Consider the following 22,874-nt stretch of genomic DNA (forward strand, 5'->3'; position numbering starts at 1 on the left):
GTTCGGCAGAGTTCCCCAGAGCATGGGCTTCGCAGCCCTGCTTCCGGCTGCTGGAGCAGCCAGAAAGGATCACAACGGTGACGGAGCACCCGCCCCCGACCGATGCCGGCCTGTCCGACGCACCCCGGGACCCCCGGCACGCGCTGCGGCTGGCCTACGGGCTGGGCGCGGTCAAGGTGATCTTCATGCTGGCGTTGTTCCGGATGCTGGCCGCACCGTTCACCAAGGACTTCTTCGGCGAGGCACTGCTCCCGATGCCCACCTGGGAGTGGTCCCTGTGCTCCCTCAGCCCCCTCGCCCTCCTCTACGCGGCGCGGCGCCGGGCCGACTGGGCCATGCTGGCCGGTGAACGCTTCTTCCTGAAGATCATCCTCACGTTCTATCTGCTGTGGGCCCTGCCCTTCGCTGTCCTCCAGGGCGAGTGGGTCCTGTGGATCGCCGTCGCCGTCGCCCTCGCAGGGTTCGCCGGCATGTACCGCCTCAACCGCCGGGAGACGGTACCCGCCCGCTGAACGGACCGCCCGGAACCCACAGGCGGCACTGCCGGCGATCAGGCATCGCATGCTCCCTCCCCGGGTACGGGACCCATGCCCCGTCGGCCGGACGCAGGCAAGGCGGAAGTCCGCCCTGGGCGAGGGCTGGTTCAGGTGAGAAGGGCGGCCAGGGCTGCGGTGACGGTGGCGGCGAGGGTGATGACCGCGGCGAAGACGGTGGCGGCGCGGGCGAGGGCGGCGGGGTAGGTGGCGCCGTCCAGGCGGGCGAGCTTGCCCGCTGCGGCCGCGGCCAGCAGCGCGACGACGATCACGAGAGCGGTGGACTGGAGGACGACGGCGATGTTCACGGCAAAACTCCCGGTGTGCGGTGGGGTGTTGACGTGGACGAAGGTCACCGAAACGGTGTCCGCCGGGGTCCGCCGGGACGAAGACGAACACCGGCGAACACATCACCACCCGGGGGCAAGCGGGTGCAGGACGAACCCACCAGCCACAGTCCGGATGTGGCACTCACCGAACTACGCAGGCGCCTGACCGACGGACTGGCCGCTCTCGGGATCAGCCAGACCCAGCTTGCCGCGCGGGCGCAGCTGGGGCGCACCACGGTGTCCGAGGCGCTCTCGCCCAACAAGCCTGTGCCCTCCGCACAGACATCGGCGGCGCTGGCCCGCACGCTGAAGCTGCCGGTGCCCGAGCTGCTGGAATTGCAGCGGACGGCGGGCGGGCAGCCGAACACGGTCACACCGGGCGGGCCGGGGCGTCCGATCGGAGAGTGGGAGCCGCACGATCCGGAAGTTCATCCTGCCGGGCCCGGCGGACCCGCTTCCGGCTCCGGGATTCCTGCGGAGCGGGCGCTGCCCGGGTATGTGCGGCGCGAGCATGACCGGGTGCCGGCCGAGGCAGTGGAGGGCGCTGCGGCCGGCCGCAGCCGGATCGTGATCCTGGTAGGCAGCTCGTCGACGGGAAAGACCCGGGCCTGCTGGGAGGCCGTGCAGCCGCTGGCCGAGCGGGGCTGGCTGCTGTGGCATCCCTTCGACCCCACCCGAGCGCAGGCCGTATTGGAGGACTTGCAGCATGTCGGGCCGCGCACGGTGGTGTGGCTCAGCGAAGCCCAGCACTATGTTGGTGCCCAGCGGCCGGGGAACGGATCGCGACGGCTGTCCACCATCTGCTGACCGCCCCGGCGCGCGGGCCGGTCCTGGTGCTGGGCACGCTCTGGCCCGAGTACGCCCACCAGTACACCGCCCTGCCCACACCGGGCGCGGAGGATCCGTACAGCCGAGCTCCTGCGGCAGCCACTCCCACTGGATCCCGGTGTGCACCACGAACAAAATGCCCTGCAGGCGACCACGGTCGTCCAGTGGCAGCCGGCCGGGCTGACCCGGACGCCGCTGCATGACCGGCAGCAACGGCTCGATCCTCCCCCACAGGTCATCCGGAACCAGCCACGGAGGACCGTTCCCCTTCCCCATGGCTCGTTCGATGAGCCATGGGGAAGGGGACATGGCTACGACCAGGCTTTCCATCAGGTGCTCTGACTCCCGCAGCTGACGGCCTGGAAAAAAGGGTGCGGTCGGCTGAGCTGGGCTGACAGGTAAGGGATGTGACAGAGAGTCTTGAGCATTCCGCCCTGCTGAGACTGATCGACGAGCGGTCGGCCGCGTTCCGGAGTGCGGTTGCCGCCGCGCCCGGCCTTGACGCGCCGGTGCCGTCCTGCCCCGAGTGGACGTTGTTCGATCTGGTGCAGCACCTGGGTACGGGCCAGCGCTGGTGGGCCGCGATCGTCGCCGCGGGCCCGGCCGAGGCTCCGCCGGCCAAGGATGCCGCGGAGGCTCCGCGCGAGCTCGAGGCGCTGCTGGCCTGGTACGCCGAGTCGAACGAGCTGCTGCTGAGTGCGCTGCGCGAGGCCGGCCCGGAACGCGAGTGCTGGACGTGGTGGCGCGCCGGCGTGTCGCCGGCGAATGCCCGGGGCGTTGCCCGGCGCCGGGTGCACGAAGGGCTCCGACTCCCGGGAGGCGTCACCCCCAGAGGGCGGGCGGCCGGTCCCGCGACCTGGAAGGCCCTCTGCGATCGACAGCTCAGGACACGAACCGCCTTCGGAGCGCTCACCCTTCGCCGACCGGTGTCCTCACCTGTCCGCAGTGGCTGCACGCTGAGGGGCGTCGACCACCACGACATCGCACTGTTCCAGGACCTGGACGGCCGCGGGAGCGGCCGGTGTCCCTGAGCGGATGCCTCGGCGACACCGGCCATGGCTGAACTTGACACTGTCGGGCATCACGTTGCAGTGGCTTGACGGTGGTCGTTCTTCGCGGCTGTGGCGGCCAGGTAGGTGACGCGAAGGGCGCCGGTGGCGTGTTCGCGGTCGACGAGCACGTCGACTCCGTAGACCGACCGGATCAGGTCCGGAGCCAGTACGGCCTCTGGGGTGCCCGCGGCGGCGACCCGTCCGTGGTCGAGGACGACGATGTGGTCGCAGTAGCGGGCGGCGAGGTTGAGGTCGTGCAGGGCGACGACGCAGGTGACGTCCAGCGAGGTCAGCAGGTCGAGGAGTTCGAGCTGGTGGCGGATGTCGAGGTGGTTGGTGGGTTCGTCGAGGAGGATCTCCCGGGGTTCCTGGGTGAGGGCGCGGGCGAGTTGGGTGCGCTGTCTTTCCCCTCCGGAGAGGGTGTGCCAGCTGTGGTGCTGCTTGTCGGTGAGGTCGGTGCGTTCCAGCGCCGTGTCGACGATCCGCCGGTCGTGCTCGGTCAGGGCGTCGAAGCGGCCGCGGAAGGGTGTGCGTCCCAGTTCCACGACCTGGCGGACGGTGACGTGGTGGTGGGCGGACACGTCCTGCTCGACGACGGCGAGCCGTCGGGCCAGCACCCTGCGGTGCAGGTCGTTCAGACTGGTGCCGTCGTATCGGACGGTGCCGGTGTCGGGGCGGCGCAGTCCGGCGAGCAGGCGCAGCAGTGTCGACTTGCCCGAGCCGTTGGGGCCGAGGAGGCCGACGCTCCTGCCGTCGTGTGCGGCCATGTCGATGTGGTCCAGCAGCTGGTGGCCTTTGACCGACCAGGAGAGACGGGTGGCGGTGATGGTGCCCATCAGGACTCCAGACGCTTGAGGATCAGCGCGAAGGCGGGTGCGCCGAGGAGCGCGGTGATGACGCCGGCCGGCAGTTCATGAGGGGAGAACGCTGTACGGGCGAAGGCGTCCACCCAGATGAGGAAGACGGCGCCGGTGATCGCGGACAGGGGCAGCAGGGTGCGGTGTGTCGGGCCGGCCAGGATGCGGCAGGCGTGCGGGACGAGCAGGCCGATGAAGCCGATCGCGCCGGAAGCGGCGACGGCGGCCGCGGTGATGACGGAGGTCAGCACCATCAGCCGGATGCGGGCCGCGGTGACGTTGATCCCCAGGGCGGCTGCGGAGTCCCAGCCGAAGGTGAAGGCGTCGAGGGAGGGTGCGAGGAACTGGATGGCGACCACCCCGATCAGGATGATCACGACGGTGACGGTCACCCCTTCCCACCGGGCTCCGCCCAGGGTGCCGAGCAGCCAGTACGTGAAGCCGCGGGTGGAGTTCGCGTCCCCGCCGACCATGAGAACGACCGAGGTGACCGCGGCGAAGAACTGGGACACGAGCACGCCGGTCAGCACCACCCGGGAGGGACTGGCGACGCGCCCCCCGCCGAGCAGGAGCAGAAGCAGGCCGAAGGAGACCAGACCACCGGCGAAGGCGCCGGTGGACAGGGAGATGCTTCCGCCGATGCCCAGCAGGAGTACGGCGACCGCGCCGGTGGAGGCACCGGAGGAGACTCCCAGCAGGTAGGGGTCGGCCAGGGGATTCCTGGTCACCGCTTGCAGGACCGCTCCCGAGACCGCCAGGGCCGTGCCGACGGCGGCGGCCAACAGGACCCGCGGGAAACGCGACTCCCAGACCAGTGCGTCCAGGAGCCCGGGCAGGGGCGGAGTGGGGGCGATGGCGCCCAGGCCGATGTGCCGCAGGATCGTGGAGACGACATCCAGAGGCCGGATGTCCGCGCTGCCCAGCAGCGAGGCGGCGACCACCGACACCAGCAGCCCTGCGCCGGCCAGGGCGAAGAGCGCCGCCGTCGAGGCGCGCCGCCGTCGCACCGGAACGGACTCCTGGCCGGTGAGGGCGGTTCCGGTGGGCGCGGCGGTCTTGTGTGGACTCGTTGTCATGATGGCGGCAGGTCACCCCAGCCCGTTCAGGCCGTCGACCAGCGCGGGAACCATGGACGCGCTGCCGTAGCCGGGATCCATGTGAGAGCCGGGGACGGAGATGAACCGGTCACCCTTCACCGCGGCGAGCTTGCTGGTGAGGGGGTCCTTCTTGAGCAGGTCGATCTTCTCCTCGGCGGTGTCGTTGGGCTCGCCCCGGGTCAGGTCGGCCAGGATGATGACGTCGGGATCGCGGGCCGCGACCTCGTCCCAGCTCACCTCCGCCCACTTGGTCTTCGCGTCGGCGAAGATGTTCTCGACCCCGACGAGCTCCGAGATGTGCTGCGGCAGACCACCGGGGCCCGCGGCCCACGGAGTGCCCTCGTAAGTGGAGTAGAACCACATCACCTTCAGGGGAGTGTCCCGCTTCTTGACGGCACCCAACGCCTTCTGCACGACGGCCTGCTGCTCGGCCGCCAGCTTCTCCCCGGCGGCGGGCACGTTCATGATCTTGCCCAGCCGGCGGTACTCCTCGTACAGCATGTCGAAGTTCGCGCCTGCCACGCTCTCGTGGAACGAGCAGTCGAACTCGGTCAGGTAAGTCGGCACGCCCAGGTCGTGGAGCTGCTTGCGGTCGCCGGACTGCTCGGCGGTGAACATGCTGGCGAAGGAGCCGTAGACGAAGTCCGGCTGTGCTTCCAGCAGTTTCTCGTGCTTGATCTCCTGCCCGGGTGCGGACAGCAGGGGGATCTTCTCGTACTGGGCGGCGATCGCGGCCGGCGGCTTCTCGACCTCGTAGCCCGACCCGGCGATCCGGTCGCCCACGCCCAGGTGGACGAGGATCTCGGCGGCGGTCTGGTTGAGGGTGACGACCTTCTGCGGCGCGGCCCTGTAGGTCACGTCGGTGCCGCAGTTCTTGAGGGTGAACGGGTAGGCCGTCGTCGCTCCTGTCTGTGTCTTCGTGGCGTGCTTGCCGTCGTCGGGCACCGGCTCCACGGTGCATCCCGCAACCGCGAGAGCCATCAGAGCCGTAGTTATCGTGGTCATCGTTTTTGTTTTCATCAGCAGGAGAGCACCGGTTTCGTCGGCAGGGGGCGGAGCAGTCCGGTCGGACCGCCTGACGGACACTTCACGGGGTGGGCTTCGCGCCGGCGGTCGCACGGCGCCGCGTATCGCGCACAGAGGGGATCGACCGGATTCCCGGGCAGTTCCGGCCGTCCGGTCGGGGTGGGGCGTTACCGCAGCATCGCGGCAAGCCGAAGGGCGACTTGCTCGTCGAACAGGTCGTTGGCCGCCATCCAGTCGTCGTCGAAGACGGTGTCCAGGTACTTGTCGCCGCCGTCGCAGACCAGCACGACGATGGTGGTGCCGGGGGGCGCGGACTGCGCCCGCTCCAGGGCCTTGTACACCACGCCGCCCGCCGAGCCGCCGATCAGGACACCGAAGTTCCTGGCCAGGTGGCGGCAGGTCTCGAAAGCCTCCGAATCGCTGACCTTGATCCCCTCGTCGAAGACCTCGTAGTCGACGACGCAGCCGATCTCCGAGCCCGCCGGCGTACCCGTCCCGGACTGGTGGTAGGGCGCGCCCTGGCCGCCGAAGACGACAGAGCCCACCGGCTCGACACCGATGATCTTCAGATCCGGGATGCGCTCGCGGAGGAAGCGGCCGGTGCCGCAGAGCGAACCGCCGGTGCCGACGGCCCCGTACAGGTAGTCGATGCCGTCGCCCAGGTCGTCGTGGAGTTCACGGGCGAGCGGCCGGTAGCCGTTGGGGTTGCCCTCGTTGCGGTGCTGGGCGGTCCAGTACGCGCCGTGTTCGACGGCGAGCCGCTCTGCCATGGTGTCGCGTTCGGCGGTGGCGAGTCCTTCCTCGTCCCCGGCGACGTTGAGGATGTCGGCGCCGTAGGCCGCCATGCCCCGTAGTTTGTCCGGGCTGGAGTGGTTGTCGACCAGGGCGGTGAACTTGTACCCGCGTTCGGCGGCGATGAGCGCCAGGCCGAGACCGGTGTTGCCGGAGGTGGACTCCACCAGCCACCCTCCGGGAGCGAGGAGCCCGGCCTCCTCCGCCTCGTCGACCATGTTCCTGGCCATCCGGATCTTGGCGGTTCCGGTGGGGTTGAACTGCTCCAGCTTCAGCAGGACGGTCGCCCCGCCTTCCGCGACGGGCAGCTTCAGCAACGGCGTCCGCCCGATCAGGTCGGAGATCTTGCTGGTGATCACGGCTTGTCCTTCGCGCAGATCTCGGTCAGACACCGGACGAAGACGTCGTTGTCCCCCGGGGTCGACAGTGAGGCTCGGATGTAGGTCTGATATCCCGGCTCGCGCCACGCCTTGACGATGATTCCGGCGCGGTGGAGCTCCCGTGCGACAGGGTCGGCGGGGTGGCCGGTGTCGATGAAGAGGAAGTTGGCCGAGGACGGGACCACACGAAGTCCCGCTCGGCACAGCCGGTCGGTGACCCTGGCGATCTCCAGGGCGGTGCGACGGACCGTGTCCGCCAGGTGCGCACGGTCCCCCAGCGCGGCGATCGCGGCCTCCTGGGCCGGACGGTTCACGTTGTACGGAGTGCGAACCCGATCCAGCGCCCCGGTCAGGGCCGGGTCGGAGGCGATGCCGTACCCGACGCGGACGCCCGCCAGGCCGTATGCCTTGGAGAAGGTGCGCAGCACGATCCACGGCCTGTCCTGTCCTCGCAGGGCTTCCAGGGCGTCGGGGTACTCGGGGTCGAGGCGGGCGAACTCGCCGTACGCCTCGTCCAGCACCAGCAGGGCGGATTCAGGGGTGGCGGCCAGGACGTGCTCCAGCTGGCCGGCGCTGAGCACGGCGCCGGTGGGGTTGCACGGGTTGGCGAGGAAGACGAGTTTGGGGCCGCCCGACAGCGCCTTGCTCCATGCCTCCGTGTCGAACCCGAACTCAGCGGTGACCGGGACCTTCTCGACCCGGGCGCCCATGACGCGGGGGAAGGTCTCGTGCAGGCTGAACCCGGGCGCCTGGGTGACCACCAGGTCACCGGGGTCGAGTACGGCCCGGCACAGCAGCTCGAGGATGTTCTCCGAGCCGTTGCCGAGCACGACGCGCTCGGCGGGCACGTTCAGGCTCGTCCCGATGGCCTCGGCCAGTCGTCTGCCGGTGGGGTCGGGGTAGCGGGAGACACCGTCGGCCAGTCCCAGCCGTACTGCTTCGGCGACCGCCGGCGAGACGCCGAACGGGCTTTCGTTGTTGGACAGTTTGATGACGCGACGGGAGCCGCTGAGGGCGGCCACCTCGTCCGGGTCGGCGCCCGGGTCGTAGCGGGGCAGGCCCGCCACTTCCCTGCGTATGAGGGAGGCCGACACGGCTGGGGCGAGGGCGTGGTTCATGAGGACTCCGAGTCCGGAACGGGTGCGCCGGAGGCGGCTCGGTGCAGCCGGCCGACGTGGCGCAGGAAGGTGGCCATGAGGATGGCGGCGGTGGCCGCGAGGCCGATGGTCTGGCCGATCCAGACGCCCTCGACGCCCCAGTCGGCACTCACCCCGAGCAGGTAGCCCGCGGGGAGCCCGATCAGCCAGTACCCGACGAGGGAGATCCGGAAGGGACCCGCGGTGTCGCCGATGCCGCGCAGGATGCCGTTGCCGATGTTCTGCACGGCGTCGAAGACCTGCATGAGCGCGGCGATCAGCAGTCCGGTCACGGTCAGGGCGACGATGTCCGCGTTGCCGGCGTGCTCGGCCGAGATGAACAAGGACACGATCGGGTCCGGGATCACCAGGTACACGACGGCGATCACCAGCGTCGCGATCACACCCCAGGCCGTGCCGAGCAGCCCCATGCGGCGTGCCGTCACGTAGTCGCTGCGGCCGCCGGCCTCGCTGATGTGGACCGACGCCGCGTGCGACAGTCCGGCGGAGATCATGAAGACGATGTAGACGATCTGGTTCAGCACTGTCTGCGCGGCCAGCGCGTCGACGCCGAGGGTGCCGACGACGAGGGTGAGCACGCTGAAGAACCCGGCCTCGGAGGCGTAGGTGCCCGAGATCGGCAGGCCCAGGCGCCAGACGGACCGGACCGCGTCGCCGTTCCAGCGCCGCGCTTCGGGCGAAGTGAGGCAGGGGCGCAGGGCGCTGTCGCGCAGGATCACCGCGATGAACGCCAGGAAGGACAGCAGGAACACGGTGACGGTGGCGATCGCGACGCCGGTGAATCCGAAGGCGGGCAGGCCGAACCTGCCGTGGATCAAGACGTGGTTCAGGCCGATGGCCGCTCCGACGGAGGCGAGGGTGACGGCCAGGAGCGGGCCGGGCCGCCTGAGGCCGGTGGTGAAGTGCCGCAGGTTCTGAAACCACAGGCAGGGCAGCATGCCGGGCGCCAGGACCATCAGGAACTCGCCCGCCTTGTCGACCACCGCCGGGTCCTGGCCCAGCAGGACCAGGAGCGGGCCGACCAGCCAGAGTGCCGCGCAGAACACCACCCCGCACACGGTCGCCCAGAAGAATCCGGCGAACAGCAGCGCGCCGACGCGCTGCCGGTCGCCCTGCGCCTGGGCCTCGGCCACCAGGTTGCTCACTCCGGTGACCATGCCTGTCCCGGTGGTGCGCAGCTGGTTGAACAGCGCGATGGCCAGTCCGGCTGCGGCGATCTCGAGCGCGCCGAGCCGGCCCAGCATCACGATGTCCACGGTGGTCAGCGCGACGTGGGCGAAGTTCGTCAGAATCAGTGGGAGTGCGAGCTTGAGCAGCACGCGCGAGTTGTCGGCCCACCAGCCGCCGCCGGTCTGCGCGGTGTCGGACGTGCCGGCCGTGTCGGTGGTGCTCACCAGAAGTTGACCTTTTCCCCGCGGCCGGCCGCCAGCGCGAGGTCGGCCGTGTACCGGCCCAACGCGGCGTCGGTGACCGCCATGCCGCTGTTGTAGGCGAAGACCACGTCGTCCGGACGGCGTCGGGCGGGTGCCCGGCCGAGCAGAATGTCCGGCAGCTGGGCGTCCACCTGCGGCAGGCTGCCGTCCGCACCGCGCAGGTCGTCGCAAGTGGCGTGCATCTGGGCGGCGTCGGTGGCAATGCGGTAGTCCGCGCCGTGGCACACGTCGGCGTGCACTCCGTATCCCAGGAGTACCGCGACCGAGCCCGGCTTCATCCAGTCCCGCCGGACCTCCTCGGTCACGGACAGGCCGGCGGCGCCGATCACGATGTCCGCTTCTCCGGCAGCCTCCCGGAGGTCCTTGACGATCTCGACCTCGCGGCCGTCGACGCTGTCCTGGACGGCGCGGAGTCCTTCGGGGTAGGTGCCGAACACCTGCAGCCGCTCCAGCCCCGGCAAGGCCGCGAGCAGTGTCGGCAGTGCCGCCTGCCCCTGCACGCCGGTGCCGACGACCAGGGCGCTTCGCGCATCGGGGCAGGCCGTACGCGCGAACAGCGCGGTGGTGGCCGAGGACCGCAACGGCCCGAGCTTCACCACGTCCATCAGCGCGACGGGGGCCCCGGTGGTGTCGTCGACGAGGAAGACGAACGAGTGGAACCGGTAGCTGTCACGGGTGCGGCGCGGGTCGAACTCGTAGACGGCCTTGAAGCAGACCGTTCCACTGCCGCCGTCCCGGGCCACCATCGAATAGCTCAGCGAGCGGTGGCCGGGATCATCGATGATCGTCTTGACCGGGTTGTCCGAGCCGCCTTCCCGCAACGCGCGGTATGCCTGCTCGACGACCGCGATCACCTGCCGGCGGTCGAGGTCCAGACCTTCCTGCTGGGACTGCGGCAGCAGCCACAACCGCCCGGGTGGGGCGTACTGGGGTGACATGTGGGGCTTCTCCTTCATCGGATGTCGCATCAGGTCGCTTCGAGGCCGCATCAGATGCCGTCCAGCCGCCAGCGCGGCCGGGCGCCTTCGCCACCGAGCCGGATCACTGCCTTCAACGGCAGGGCGGCGTCGTGGAACGGTGATTCGTTGGAATCCATCTGGTAGCCGGCGGTGTTGAGGTAAACCAGGTGGTCACCGCGCCGAACGGGCCGCGGGAAGCCGATCTTCCGCCAGGTCAGCATGTCGCTCTCCAGGCAGGTCGAGCCTGCGACACAGGCGGGGAACACCTCCGCGGCGCCGGGCTGGGCGGACAGCAGCAGCGGGTCCGGGAGGTAGTCGCTGTTGAACCACTGCTCGGAGAGACTGAAGCTGCTGCCCGCGACGGTGACGATCGCGTATCCGTCGGTGGCCCGCCGGTCGTCGACCTGCTGGACGCGGTACATCGTGAACCCGGCCTGGTCCAGCAGGGCCCGGCCCGGCTCGACGGCGAACCGGATCCCGTGGCGTGCCGCCTTCGCCGCCAGGCTCTGCCCGCCGTCGACCGGGTACGCCATGATCGCGCGCACTGCCTGGGCCGCGGACCGGCCGCCGTACGGATAGAAGTCCGTGAAGTCCTTCGCCCCGTGGTAGTGGGCCGGTTCGTTCTGCCGGAGGAAATCGTCCCAGAGCTGCGGTTCGACGTAGCGAACCGGCAGTCCGCCGCCGATGTCGACCAGCTGGGCGGAGGGTGAGCCGCGCCGCCTGGCGTCGAGGCAGTGCCCGATCATCTCGTCCGCCGCCGTCGCGCGTTCCGCCGTGGAGTAACCGTTCAGGTGGAAGGAGAATCCCCGGAGGCTGATGTGGCCGGAGAGTTCCCCGCACACGTCTACGGCGACGTCGCGCTCGGCAGCGGACAGCCCGAAGCGGCTTGCGGGTTGGGTGGTCGTCCGGGACCGCAGCAGGACGGCGGCCTGCCGCTGTGCGAGCCGCGCGGTTGCCGCGAGGCGGCGAAGTTCGCCGACCGAGTCGACGGCGACCAGGCAGCCGTGCTGCACAGCGAGGCCATGCAGCGCGTCGTCCTTCTCCGGGCCGGATATTCCGATCCGGTGCCCGGGAACTCCGCCGGCCAGGGCCTTGACCAGTTCGGGCGCGCTGGCGACGTCGACGCCGATACCGAGGGCCGTGGCCGATGTGACGTAGCAGTCGGCCTTGTTCGCCTTCTTGGCGAACAGGACGTCGGCGGTGGCGCCCGCCTCGGCGAGCGCCTGCCGGAGACTGCCGACGTTCTCCTCGAAGATCTCGGGCAGCACGACGTGCAGCGGTGAGCCCAGGCCGTCCAAGAGGTCTGCGAGCAGGGCGCGGTGGTCCGCCATGAGGGTGGAGACCGAGGGATGCCGGAGGGCGGGAAGCGCGAAGGGCCGGGCTCCGGCCGCCGGGCGCTCCGACACCTGTCGTGAGATGAGCACCCCGTACTTCTATACGACTATGACACTCATTTTCAATACGCGGGTCTCGCGCAGCCCTCACCCCTGGCGGGCGAAAGGGAATAAATGGAAGGTATCGGCGGCCTGGCAGGCGAGTATGTCGGCTCGCGTCGCCAGCAGTTCGGCGCCGACGCAGGCGCCGCGGCCACGCTCATCCCGCCGAACGCCGACACCGAGGGCGCACGCCCAGCTGAGCCTGACCCGTCGTGGCCATCGGCTCAGTGGCCACACCTCTTGTCCCACCATGGACAGCCACCGCGGCCGACGCCGACGCCTCCCACCGTTCCGACGGCCGCGTCACCTCTGCAGGCGCAGACGAACCCGCCCTCGCTCCCGCCCTCGACCCGGCAACGAGGTTCGGCCCGCATGTGACGGGCCATCGACCGGCCCGGCAGACGACGGGAGAACACGTCGATGACGGTTGGCTTCGGCGGTCGGAGGTGAGGTCTGGTACAGGTCTCGGGGAGCGGTCACGGGGGGGGCACCGCGGTGTTCGGTTGCGAAGGCCGGGTTCGGGTGAGGCGGCGTGCGTCTCACCGCCTGACGGGCAGGAACGGTGCTGCATCAAGTCTGCCGCGAGGAGGGGAGGTGCACGGCCCGGACACCCTTCTGCCGAAATGCCTGCCGGGGCAGTGGTTCCCGCACGGTGACGGTTCGGCAGTGGGCCGGGCGGTCAGTGGTCGTCGCCCTCCTCGGGGTCGTGCGGTTCGCCGGAGAGCAGGTCCTCGGCGTGGCCGTCGAGTGCGTGCTGCATTTCGGCGGAACGGGGCAGCATGGTCTTCCCGTAGGCCCGGACGGCGTCGTCGACGGTCTCGTGACGAACGAGGGCCAGGGCGAGTTCGCAGGCATCGAGCATGGCGAGGTTGACGCCGACCCCGAGCGGGGGCATGAGGTGGGCGGCATCCCCGAGCAGAGTGACGGTGGGGTCGTGTTCCCAGGTGTGGGGAACGGGAAGTGCGTACAGGGGGCGGTCGACGTAGAGACCGTCGTTGTCGCGGAGCATCCGCCTCAGCCGGGGAGACCAGCCTCGATAGCGGTCGAGGAGGACGCCCCTGATGCCGTCGGTGTCGTCGGCGGTCAGGCCGGCGGCGGTGATCCAGTCGGCGGGGGCGCGCTGGATGACGTAGACGCGGATGCGGTCGCCGCTGCTGCGCTGGGCGAACAGCCCGCGCTCACCGTCGGCCGCCGCGGCGCTGCCCTGGCCGACGAGTTCGGCGAGGTCGGGGTGCCGGTTGTCGACATCGCGGAACCACGCCTCGAGGAAGCTGATTCCGGTGTACTGAGGGATGGCGTCGGAGATGGCGCGGCGCACCTTGGACCAGGCTCCGTCGGCTCCGATGACGAGATCGGCCTCGACGGTCGTGCCGTCGGTGAAGCGCAGCAGGCGGGGCCCTCGGGAGGGGCCGTCGACCGAGCGCAAGGTGTGTCCCCAACGCACGGTGTGGGGCTGGAGGGAATTCAGGAGAAGGTCGCGCAGCTGTCCGCGGTCGATCTCGGGCTTGAAACGCTCGCCTGCCTCAGGGACGTGGTGGAAGCCGATCGTGCCTGCCGCGTGGTCCAGTTGGCGCATCTCCTGCCCTTCGGGGCGGCACAGGCGGAAGAAGTCGTCCAGCAGTCCGGCCTCGCGCAGGGCGATCTGGCCGTTGTCCTCGTGCAGGTCGAGCGTGCCGCCCTGGTCGCGTACCTCCGAACCGGTTTCGCGGTCGTAGACGGTGACGCCGATGCCGTACTGCTGGAGGATGCGGGCGCAGGTCAGACCGCCCGGGCCGGCTCCGACGACGGCGATGCGGGGGGTGGGACCGGTGTTCATGGCGGTACTCCGTTCACGGGGAAGAGGATCGGTCGCGGACATGGCTGATCACTCCGTTCGGACAGGGGGGAGTGAGGCCCGGGAGCCGGGACAGGAGGGCGCCTCGCGGCCACCGCACCAGAAGAGCACACCGGATCAATAAGTGCAACAACTCAACTTTTTAAGCGAGGCAACTAGTGGTGTAGATTAGCCCTATGCCCGAAGCCATCCGTCAGAGCGATGACACCCCCGCCCCGGTCGGGCGCCGAGAGCGCAAGAAAGCGGCCACCCGCCAGGCCATCGCCGACGCCGCTCTGCGTCTGTTCCTCGAACGCGGCTACGACGACGTCGGCATCCGCGAGATCGCCGACGCCGCAGACGTATCGACCACCACACTGTTCAAACACTTCCCCGTCAAAGAGGCACTCGTCTTCGACCAGGAATCGGATCTGGAGTCCGGCCTCCTCGCCGCCGTACGTGAGCGGGCCCCGGGCCGGTCCATCCCGGACGCCCTGCGCGAGCACGCGCTGCGCCACCGCAGAGCAGGCGCCGGCAGCGATCCCCGCTTCACGGCCTTCCTCGAGCTGGTGAACAGCACCCCGGCCCTGCGCGACTACCACCAAGCCATGTGGCTACGCCACACCGCCGCACTCGCCCAGGTGATCACCGAGGAGAGCGGCCGCCCCGCAGGCGATCCGGCCTGTACCGCCCTGGCCCATTTCGCCCTCGAAGCACCGCACGCCGCCCGCGCCCACGACGACCCGCAAGAAGTCATCACGAGAGCTTTCGACCTGCTCGACAGCGGCTGGCGCAACCTCACCCGAGACGGGAACGACCGCACCGGCCCCGTTTGATCCGTTCCCGGGGAAATTCCCGGCTGCACCTTTCCTCCTGCTGTGGAGACCGTGGCCGAAGGGACAGTTGAGGGCCATGACGTCCAGGAAGCGCATCTGAGACGTCATCTCATTCGGTGAGTCTGCGCGACGATTCGTCGGTGTCACGGGAAATCATGAGCGGGGAGCGAAGGCAGATGAAGTACGTCAATCTCGATGCGCAGGTCGGCGACCTGTCAGGAGTCTTGGACCCGGCTCGCTACCTGAGCCACCTGCCCTCGATCTCCGGTGATCTGCCGCCGGGCGCCCGGGCTTTCGCCGCCGACACGGACCACTACGACTTCCGCAGCAGGCGATGTGTGAAGGACCTGACGCTCCGGGCCGTCCGGGGCGTCGGCGGTGAGGAGATGGAGGTCGAGTTCCAGCACAACTGCTGGAAGCACGACCAGGACCTGCTGATCCGCTACACAGGGGTGTCCAGCTTCATCAGCGATCCCGTCGACGAGGACCGGGGAACGGGCCTCGGGGCTGTGATTCTCGACGAGATCCTGCCGCACAGGGACGGCTGCAGCCACGAGATCGCCTGCTGGGACGGCACCCTCACCCTTGTCTGCCGTGACCTCCGGGCGACCTGGACCGAGACTGTCTGCTCGAGCGAGTCGTAGGCGCGACAGGTCATGGGGATTGTTGAGCGGCTGGTGCCGGATGAGTCGGGGGAGTTGTTCCAGCGGGTGGTGCCGGAGGCGCCGTCGCGGCCTCAGGGCGGTGGCCGGCGTCGGCACGGCGACCGGGAGCTGCTGGCGGCGATCGTGTTCGTGACCACGTCGGGCTGTACATGGCAGCAACTGCCGACAGCGTCCAGCTGGACCGGTCCCGCTGCGCGATCGGCTCGGTGAACACGCGGGCCTTGAGAAGGGGGACCTGACAGGCCCGGATCCTGTGGACCGGGGCAAGTACGGCTCGAAGATCCATCTGATCACCGAGCGGACCGGCCCGCCCATGTCCGCCGGAATCTCGGGCGCGAACCAGCACGACAGCCAAGCCCTGATCCCCTTGGGCAAGGGCATACCACCGATCCGGTCCCGCCGCGGACGCAGGCGACGCAAGCCGGGCAAGCTCCACGGCGACAAGGGACACGACTACTCCCACCTGCGGCGAACGGTTACGCGGGCGCGGCATCACCCACCGCATCGCCTGCACCCTCATCTGCTACCGCAGGCTCACCAAATGAGATGACGTCCAAGACGACGGGTTACGTGAGAGGGCGGTACGGATCGCGACGGAGACCGGCCTGAACATCGGATGGCTGGAATCCGGCCGTCCGTACCCCACGGGAAGCTCCTCCGCACAGTTCGTGGAGAAGCTGCAGGCTGTTCAGCAGGTCCACTGGATGAGCGTCTGCCGGGGCGCGTACATATGCGGCCTGCGCCCCGGGCAAGGCGCCCCGCAAGGGAACGGAGAAGCACGGATCACGGGCGAACCCGGCATCGCCCAACCGACTGCAAAGCAGGTCCACCACGAGAGAACCCACGGGCCGTCTGCCCGCCGCCGACAGCGCCCTCGCCTGCTCCGCCTTTCGTCCGGTACGGCTACCTGCCGGAGTGGAGGTGGGCCGCCCACAGGGAGGGCGTCGCCGGATAGCAGTCCCGTGCCGCCCGTACGGCGTGGTGCAGGGCCACGGCGGCGCGGTCCGGGTCCGGAACGGAGTCGGCGGAACCTGTGGCGGCGCCGGTGAGCAGGTGCTGATAGAAGGACTCGGCGATCTCGGCGGCCATCCGGTCGTCGACCGGCCACAACGTCCCCACCACGTGCGGGAAACCGGCGACTCGCAGAGCGCTGGTGAGATGAATGGCCTCCTCCAGCAGGGTGGGCCCGCCGGGGGTCGCCGTGCTGCAGGCGGAGAGGTAGGCCAGCCGCGCGTGGTCGAGGTCGGCTGACGCAAGGGCGGACACCGTCAGTGGCGCGGTCTCGTGGTCCTGGAGAAGCAGCCGGCTCTGCGAGGGATCCATGTGGTCGGTGACGCCGTGGCAGGCGAAGTGGACGATGGCGCACTCCGGGAGGCGGGCCAGGACCGCGGCCGTGGTGAGGGCCTCACCGCCCGGCGCCGCGCCGGGTCTCTCGTCGGGGGGTTCGGGGGCGGTGAAGTCGATCGGGTGCGGCAGCAGGGCCCGTACACGGCGGGCCTCCTCCGCGACGTGCGGCAGCAGGGGGAGGCCCGGGGCATCGGGCACGGCGACGACCAGGGACCGGACGTCCCCGGTGGCCGTCGGCCGAGGTCGTCGGGCGTGGTGCAGCATGCGGATGGTGGGGGTGTAGGAGGAGACCACCCGGTCCATGACGGTGCGGCGGCGGGCGCCCGAACCCGAACCCGTACCGGTGTCTGTGTCTGTGTCTGTGTCTGTGTCTGTGTGGAAGCCTGCGGCATGCAGGGGCAGGAGGCTCAGAAGCCCGCCCGGTGCCCACCACACCCGTGGCAGCTCGTCCCCGTCGTGCGCGGGCGGGGGAACATGCCCCAAGGCTTCGAGGGCGGTGAGGACCGGTTCGGCCGCCGCTTCCCACAGCCATTCCAGTACTCCGCGGAGCGTTCCTTGCGCGGCGACGCGGTCGCGGTCCGGTGCTGTGGCGTCCTCCAGTGCCCGGTAGAAGCTCTCGGCCTGGTGCAGGACGGCCTCCTCGGTGAGCCGGGGCAACGGGCACGAGAAGACGCCGTCCGTGGTGAGGAGCAGCCCGTCGCTGCGGTGACAACTGACCGTGAACGTCACCACGGGGCCGTGGACGGCCTCCGCCAGGAGCTCGTCGAGGCCGGGCGGCGCCCCGAACCCGGCGAACCCCTCGCAGGACCGGATGCGCTCCAGCAATGCCGACAACTCCGTCGCCAACTGGTGTCGCTCACCACCGTCCCCCGCAGGCCCGCCGCCGGTCGACGGCACCGGCTCGATGTCCCGGTCCAGCGCCTCGCGCAGCTCTACGAAGCGGGCGGCCAGGCCGGGATGCAGTTTCCGCAGATCCGTCAGATCGCTCCGGGTGTCCAAGGCTTGCGACAGGAGCACCGCCCGCCCGCCCTCGACCAGGCGCAGCGCCCGAACGGGCCGGTCCGGCGCGGTGACGCTCGTGTCGGCCAGGGCAAGAGCAGCCGCGTCGGCGGCCAGGCCGGCGGCGAGGGTACCGAGCGCGTGCTGCCGGTCGCCCCGGCCGAGGCGGCGCGGTGCCACCTCGGGGAGCATCATGACGGCCCGTTCCAACAGCTCGGCGGCGCGGATCGGATCGGAGGCGGCGGTCAGCTGCGCAACCGTGCGGGCCGTGGCGACACGGATCCGCGGAGGCGTCGCCACGTGCTCGGTCACCTGCCGCAGCTCGGCCAGCGCCTTTTCCTGGTCCTGCACATCGCCGGAGACCTTCGCCCGCTGGAGCAGGGCGCCTCCGAGATGCGTCCGGTACGCCGTCCGGTGGAGGTGGTCGTCGCGGGTACGGTCCACGGCGGCGCCCAGGGCCGCCACCGCCTCGTCCAGGTCGCCGGTCACCGTCGCGTCCAGGTCGCCGGGCACCGTCGCGGCATGATCAGCCCGCACCAGCAGGGTACGGGCGAGGGCGGACAGGTACAGGGCGTGATCAGCGGCAGGATAGCAGGCGGGGAGGCTCCGCACGGCGGCACGGCCCAGTTCGACGGCTTCGTCGAGGTCGGCCCGTACAGCTGTGCGCTCGAAGCGTGTCAGCAGGGTGGCCGCCAGGCTTGAGAAGTGCGGGGCCACGTGAGGCCACCCCTCGGGGACGCATCGAAGAGCGGCACGACCCGTCTGCACCGCCTCATCCAGGTCTGCCAGGACCTCGGTGCGCTGGTACCGCATCGCCAGCGCGCCACCGAGCGCGGCCAGGTGGGAGGACCGGTCGGGGTGGTCGGGGGCGACACGGAGGGCTGTGCGGGCGGTCTCGACGGCCTCGTCCAGATCAGTGAGCGCGCCGGCGTTCTCGTACCGCACCTCCAGGGCGCGGCTCAGCTGGAGCAGGCTGCCCGCTCGGCCGGGCGCGTCGTCGGCAGCGGTTGCGACGGCGTCCCGCAGGGCATCCACCGCCGCGTCCAGGTCCGCGAGCACCCCCGTGTGCTCGAAGCGTGTCCGGAGGACAAGGCCGAGGTTGTTCAGAGAAGCGGCCGACAGGGGCGGATGCGGCGCGGCGGCGCGCACGGCCGTACGTGCCGCCGCCACCGCCTCGTCCGCGTCCGCCACCGCCAGCGTGCGGCCGTACCTCAGCAGCAGCGCGATGCTGAGGTGGGAGAGGCACAGTGCGCGTTCAGGATCCCCCTCGGGGAGGCAGGCGATCATGCGCCGGTACAGGGTTTCCGCCAGTTCCTGCCCCGCCGGATCCATGTCGGCCCGTGCGCGCTCCAGCGTGCTCGCCGCGAACGGAAGCACCGCCTCGGCGAGCGGGGCAAGCAGGGGCTGCGGTAACTCGCCGATGTCCCGGGTCCCCTTGACGAAGCACCAGGCGAACAGCCGGACGGCTATTTCGCGGTTGGCCGTGGCCTGTTCCGGGGGCAGGCACTGCGCACGGTGGTGGTACAGCCACCCCAATGCGTACTCCGCCTCCGGATCCGCCCCACTGCCCGCGTCACACACAGCCGCGAGACTTTGCGACAGCGCCGCCGCGGCCGGGTCCAGCACCGCGGACCCGTCACCCGTGGCGGTGACGCGGTCCACTCGCTCCCTGACCGCGGCGAGCATGTCCTCGCGCTCCCCCATACGCCCTCCCCTGCCGTCGGGCCCCTGTGGCCGTCGGGCTTCGTTCGATCGACACGCCGGCCTGAGCGACACCGAGGATCCTGCCCACCGCCGGGTGGAGTTCCTCGGGCGTGTGCTGGACCCGCGCCCGCTGCAGACGAAGCAACGGACCAGAGGGGCCGGCGACTTCGAGCAGGTCAGCGGTGACCACCGGCAGCCCGACCTGCTCACCCTCGGACGCGATCCATGGAAGGCACGCCCGCAGCGTACCCGTCCGGTACGTCACCGGCGTACGCTCTTGACGATCCGACGCATGGTCGGACAGTGCGGTCTCCATCAGCGCCGACACGCCTTCCGCAGGCCACGACGCCCACACTCCGGCCGGCGTCATGGCGACACCGGAACGCGAGGGCTCACGTCCCGCTCGTCCGTCCGAATCCCCTTCCACCGGCTTTCGTCGGCCGCGGGTCGACTCGGACCTCTGCCCGGAGCCGGGTGGAAAGGCCGAGAGGAGAGCGCGGCATGGCAGACAGGGCGTCCACACAGGTGACGGGGGCGGCCCCGCGCTTCTGATCACCGTGGAGGAGCCGGCCACCGCACACGACCGCAGCGAGGTCGAACGGCGATCAGCAACAGACCTCGTCGAACCGGTCGGCTCGGCAGCTCGCCCGCAACGGGTCGAGCAGCACCGTGCGTGCCTGGCCAGTGGTCTCCATGGCCGGATCAAAGCACAACCGGAAAGGTGCGTCCACCATGCGCCCCCTGGCGTGAGACACCCTTGCGCCAGATCGGCCTTGACACTCACAGGGGCGCACCACGTACGTTGAACGGGAGAGTTCCTGACAGGCGGAGGCTTTGATGCACGTACTGGGCACGGCACCGCGCGGTGCGTGCACCGGTGCGCGGCTCATCACCCGGCGGCATGTCGACTACTGCCGCACCTCCTCCGCCGTCTGTCCTTCCGTGCACGCCTGACCCACCCCGATCCCGCTGTCCCGTGGGCCGTCTCGTCGTGGCCCCGTGACCGCGCGCTCTCGCGTCCTCGTGTTCCCGGAAGGAACTCCCATTGTCCGGCCCCGCCCTGCACCTCGCCGTCGAGATCGACGGCGACGGCGCCCACCCCGCGGCCTGGCGCCGCGCCGCCCACTCCCCCGGTCAGCTGCTCGCCCCGCGCCGCCTCGCCCGGGTCGCCGCCGTCGCCGAGAACGCCGGGTTCACCCTGATCACCCTGGACGACGGCGTGCTGCCGCCCGGCACCGCACCGGATCCGGTGGGCCGTATCGGTGCGGTGGAGCGGGCGGCTTTCGTCGCCGCGTCCACCAGTACGATCGGGATCGCGCCCGTCGTCCCGGTCACGTATGCCGAACCCTTCCATGTCTCCGGCCAGTTGGCGTCACTGGACCACATCTCCGCCGGTCGCGCCGGGTGGGTGGTGACCGAGGAAGAGCGTCCCGAGGCGGCCCGTGCCTGGGGGCGAACGCCGGTCGCCGACGCCGACGCACGGGCCCGGGAGACACAGGACGGGGTCGAAGTGGCCCGTGCCCTGTGGGACTCGTGGGAGGACGACGCGGTCATCCGGTCCGTGGCCACCAGCCGCTACCTCGACCGGGAACGGCTCCACCACATCGACTTCACCGGTGAGACGTACGCCGTCAAGGGTCCGGCGATCGTGCCGCGCCCGCCCCAGGGGCAGCTCGTCGTCCTGGGCCGTCCGGGGCGGGTTCCCGCCGCGCAGCTCGACGTCGCCCTCGTCGAGGGACGCGACCTCGCGTCCGTCGCCACAGCGGCCGCCGCCGCTGGTACGCCCCGCGTCTTCGCCGACGTCGAGGTGGCGCTGGACACACCGGCTGCCGCGGCCGCCGAACGCGTCGCCGACCTGGAACGGCACGCGCCGTGGAGCGACCTGGGAAGGCTGCGGCACATCGGCTCCGCCGGTCAACTCGTCGCTCTTCTCGCGGCATTGAGCCGTCACGTCGACGGCGTCCGGCTGCATCCACTGGTGCTGGACGAGGACCTGCCCGTCCTCTCCCGTCTCGTGCTGCCCGCCCTGTCCGGGCAACGGCTCGTCGCCCGACCGCTGCCCGGTACCTCCCTGCGCTCGGCCCTGGGTCTGCAGCGCCCCGCCAATCGCTTCGCCGTCGCGGCTGTCGCCGGACAGGGGGACGCCCGATGACCCGCACCGATCCCCTCGACGTCCCCCGGCCGCACGCACAGCTCCACCTCGGAGTCTTCTTCCAGGGCGTCAACCACTGGACCATCTGGTCCGCCCCTGACAGCGGCTCCCAGATCGACCCGGCCTCCTTCCGCCGGGTCGCCCAAACCGCCGAACGCGGGCTGTTCGACGCGTTCTTCCTCGGTGAGGGACTTCGGCTGCGCGAGGTCGACGGCGAGATCCACGACCTGGACGTGGCCGGACGGCCGGACGCCATCACCCAGCTCGCCGCGCTGGCCGCGGTCACCCGGCGGATCGGCCTGGTGAGCACCTCCAACTCCACCTTCAACGAACCCGCAGATCTGGCCCGCCGCCTGTCCGGACTCGACCTCCTCTCCGAGGGCCGCGCCGGGTGGAACGTGGTGACCACGGACAACGCCTGGACCGGCGCGAACTTCCGCCGCGGCGGCTACCTCGACCACGCCGACCGATACCGGCGCGCCGAAGAGTTCCTCACCGTGGCCCGCGCCCTCTGGGACGGCTGGCAGGACGGCGCCGTCGCCGACTCCGCCGATGCCGCTGCCTGGTCGGCACCCGGCTCCGTACGCCGAGTACGCCACGAGGGAACGCAGTTCGACATCGATCTCGCCCCGACCCTGCCCCGCAGCGTCCAGGGCCATCCCGTGATCTTCCAGGCCGGTGACTCCGGCGAGGGACGCGACTTCGCAGCCCGCAACGCCGACGTCATCTTCTCCGCGCACGGCAACGACTTCGACGACGCGCTGTCCTTCGCCGACGACATCCGGCGCCGGCTGCGGGCGGCCGGGCGGCCCGGCGACGACCTGCGGATCCTGCCCGGCACCGAGATCGTCATCGGCGCCACCGAGGAGGAGGCCGAGGAGAAGAAACGCTGGATCCGGCTCCAGCAGGTCACCCCGGCCACCGCACTGGGGATCGCCGGGCTGCTGTGGGGCATCGACCTGTCCGACCGCGACGCCGACGGGCCGCTGCCGAAGGAGGACCCGGTCGTCACGGAGAACGACGGCTCCTTCGGTGCCCGGCGCATCGCCGACCCGCGCGCGGTCGTGGCCGAGTGGCGGGCGAAGGCGGCGGCGCACGGCTGGTCGCTGCGCGAGACCGTCATCGCGCTGGGCCCGCAGCGCGGGCACGTCGGCACTCCGTCCGGCCTGGCCGACAAGTTCGCCCGCTTCGTGCGGCACGGAGCGATCGACGGCTTCAACGTCACCCCGTACATCATCCCGGACGGCCTCGACGACATAGTCGACCTGCTCGTCCCGGAACTGCAGGAACGCGGCCTCTACCGGACGCAGTACACCGGCACCACCCTGCGCGAGCACCTCGGCCTGCGCGAACCGCTCACCCACCGGGCCGCGCCCGAACGACGGCAGGCGGGCTGAGCAATCGGCACCTCCGCGACGCCGGCGCCCCGGAGTCGCGCTCTCGTCCCCTGCGCACAAGCACCCCTGGCACGAAGGAGAT

Annotated in this window: 18 protein-coding genes and 3 pseudogenes; 9 read left to right on the forward strand and 12 right to left on the reverse strand. The window is 70.6% G+C overall.

All coding sequences use genetic code 11. The features are described from left to right. The first annotated feature begins 77 nt into the window (after nt 1-77). Entirely contained in the window at nt 78-512 is a 435-nt protein-coding gene (locus tag ACIQGV_RS18240; protein WP_402495907.1) for a hypothetical protein, read from the forward strand. A gap of 131 nt (nt 513-643) precedes the next feature. Here the strand turns inward: ACIQGV_RS18240 and ACIQGV_RS18245 are convergent, their stop codons facing one another. Continuing rightward, a complete protein-coding gene (locus tag ACIQGV_RS18245; protein WP_402495908.1) occupies nt 644-889 on the reverse strand; it encodes a hypothetical protein in 246 nt (81 codons plus the stop codon). A 108-nt stretch (nt 890-997) separates the two neighbouring features. On the opposite strand from ACIQGV_RS18245, the gene ACIQGV_RS18250 reads away from it, so the two are divergent. Beyond that, a complete protein-coding gene (locus ACIQGV_RS18250; protein ID WP_402496397.1) occupies nt 998-1,669 on the forward strand; it encodes a helix-turn-helix transcriptional regulator in 672 nt (223 codons plus the stop codon). 87 nt (nt 1,670-1,756) lie between these two features. On the opposite strand, the pseudogene ACIQGV_RS18255 reads toward ACIQGV_RS18250, so the two are convergent. Next, nucleotides 1,757-1,966, reverse strand: a pseudogene (locus ACIQGV_RS18255) (transposase); the annotation flags it as partial. A 131-nt stretch (nt 1,967-2,097) separates the two neighbouring features. On the opposite strand from ACIQGV_RS18255, the gene ACIQGV_RS18260 reads away from it, so the two are divergent. Continuing rightward, complete coding sequence (locus tag ACIQGV_RS18260; RefSeq protein WP_402495911.1) at nt 2,098-2,721, forward strand: maleylpyruvate isomerase N-terminal domain-containing protein; 624 nt, start codon at nt 2,098-2,100, stop codon at nt 2,719-2,721. 50 nt (nt 2,722-2,771) lie between these two features. On the opposite strand, the gene ACIQGV_RS18265 is transcribed toward ACIQGV_RS18260, so the two are convergent. The 9 genes from ACIQGV_RS18265 to ACIQGV_RS18305 all read right to left on the reverse strand — a co-directional run bounded on the left by ACIQGV_RS18265 (nt 2,772) and on the right by ACIQGV_RS18305 (nt 13,695). Next, the gene (locus tag ACIQGV_RS18265) at nt 2,772-3,578 is read right to left on the reverse strand and encodes an ABC transporter ATP-binding protein (RefSeq protein WP_402495914.1); all 807 of its coding nucleotides are present in this window, start codon (nt 3,576-3,578) and stop codon (nt 2,772-2,774) included. Then, on the reverse strand, nt 3,578-4,606 hold the full coding sequence (locus ACIQGV_RS18270; RefSeq protein ID WP_402496379.1) for a FecCD family ABC transporter permease: 1,029 nt from the start codon (nt 4,604-4,606) through the stop codon (nt 3,578-3,580). Before ACIQGV_RS18270 ends, ACIQGV_RS18265 begins: the two co-directional genes overlap by 1 nt. 81 nt (nt 4,607-4,687) lie before the next feature. Then, entirely contained in the window at nt 4,688-5,701 is a 1,014-nt protein-coding gene (locus tag ACIQGV_RS18275; protein WP_402495916.1) for an ABC transporter substrate-binding protein, read from the reverse strand. Between the two features lie 188 nt (nt 5,702-5,889). After that, nucleotides 5,890-6,873: a PLP-dependent cysteine synthase family protein gene (locus tag ACIQGV_RS18280; protein WP_402495919.1), complete on the reverse strand. Its 984-nt coding sequence runs from the start codon at nt 6,871-6,873 to the stop codon at nt 5,890-5,892. Next, the gene (gene hisC / locus ACIQGV_RS18285) at nt 6,870-8,012 is read right to left on the reverse strand and encodes a histidinol-phosphate transaminase (RefSeq protein WP_402495921.1); all 1,143 of its coding nucleotides are present in this window, start codon (nt 8,010-8,012) and stop codon (nt 6,870-6,872) included. Before hisC ends, ACIQGV_RS18280 begins: the two co-directional genes overlap by 4 nt. Beyond that, a complete protein-coding gene (locus ACIQGV_RS18290; RefSeq protein ID WP_402495923.1) occupies nt 8,009-9,445 on the reverse strand; it encodes an MATE family efflux transporter in 1,437 nt (478 codons plus the stop codon). The genes hisC and ACIQGV_RS18290 overlap by 4 nt, the downstream gene beginning before the upstream one ends. Next, entirely contained in the window at nt 9,442-10,422 is a 981-nt protein-coding gene (locus ACIQGV_RS18295) for an ornithine cyclodeaminase (RefSeq protein WP_402495926.1), read from the reverse strand. Before ACIQGV_RS18295 ends, ACIQGV_RS18290 begins: the two co-directional genes overlap by 4 nt. A gap of 50 nt (nt 10,423-10,472) precedes the next feature. Next, nucleotides 10,473-11,774 (reverse strand): amino acid decarboxylase, encoded by a 1,302-nt coding sequence (locus ACIQGV_RS18300; protein WP_402496380.1) that lies wholly within the window; start codon nt 11,772-11,774, stop codon nt 10,473-10,475. A gap of 784 nt (nt 11,775-12,558) precedes the next feature. Continuing rightward, nucleotides 12,559-13,695 carry an FAD-dependent oxidoreductase gene (locus tag ACIQGV_RS18305; protein WP_402495929.1) on the reverse strand — a complete coding sequence of 379 codons (1,137 nt, stop codon included), beginning with the start codon at nt 13,693-13,695 and terminating at the stop codon, nt 12,559-12,561. A gap of 194 nt (nt 13,696-13,889) precedes the next feature. Here ACIQGV_RS18305 and ACIQGV_RS18310 point away from each other — a divergent pair, with 194 nt between their 5' ends. The 4 genes and pseudogenes from ACIQGV_RS18310 to ACIQGV_RS18325 form a co-directional block, all read left to right on the forward strand. Then, nucleotides 13,890-14,528, forward strand: a complete 639-nt coding sequence (locus ACIQGV_RS18310; protein WP_402495932.1) for a TetR/AcrR family transcriptional regulator — start codon at nt 13,890-13,892, stop codon at nt 14,526-14,528. A gap of 176 nt (nt 14,529-14,704) precedes the next feature. Beyond that, nucleotides 14,705-15,172 (forward strand): hypothetical protein, encoded by a 468-nt coding sequence (locus tag ACIQGV_RS18315; protein WP_402495934.1) that lies wholly within the window; start codon nt 14,705-14,707, stop codon nt 15,170-15,172. 12 nt (nt 15,173-15,184) lie between these two features. Continuing rightward, nucleotides 15,185-15,358: pseudogene (locus ACIQGV_RS18320) on the forward strand (transposase); the annotation flags it as partial. An 11-nt stretch (nt 15,359-15,369) separates the two neighbouring features. Then, a pseudogene (locus ACIQGV_RS18325) lies at nt 15,370-15,702 on the forward strand (transposase); the annotation flags it as partial. 394 nt (nt 15,703-16,096) lie between these two features. Here ACIQGV_RS18325 and ACIQGV_RS18330 read toward each other — a convergent pair. After that, entirely contained in the window at nt 16,097-19,243 is a 3,147-nt protein-coding gene (locus ACIQGV_RS18330; RefSeq protein ID WP_402495937.1) for a CHAT domain-containing protein, read from the reverse strand. A 1,045-nt stretch (nt 19,244-20,288) separates the two neighbouring features. Here ACIQGV_RS18330 and ACIQGV_RS18335 point away from each other — a divergent pair. Further along, the gene (locus ACIQGV_RS18335) at nt 20,289-21,395 is read left to right on the forward strand and encodes an LLM class flavin-dependent oxidoreductase (protein WP_402495940.1); all 1,107 of its coding nucleotides are present in this window, start codon (nt 20,289-20,291) and stop codon (nt 21,393-21,395) included. Continuing rightward, the gene (locus ACIQGV_RS18340) at nt 21,392-22,792 is read left to right on the forward strand and encodes an NtaA/DmoA family FMN-dependent monooxygenase (RefSeq protein WP_402495942.1); all 1,401 of its coding nucleotides are present in this window, start codon (nt 21,392-21,394) and stop codon (nt 22,790-22,792) included. The genes ACIQGV_RS18335 and ACIQGV_RS18340 overlap by 4 nt, the downstream gene beginning before the upstream one ends. Nucleotides 22,793-22,874: the final 82 nt, after the last annotated feature.

This window comes from Streptomyces sp. NPDC093094, assembly GCF_044754345.1.
Lineage (GTDB): Bacteria > Actinomycetota > Actinomycetes > Streptomycetales > Streptomycetaceae > Streptomyces.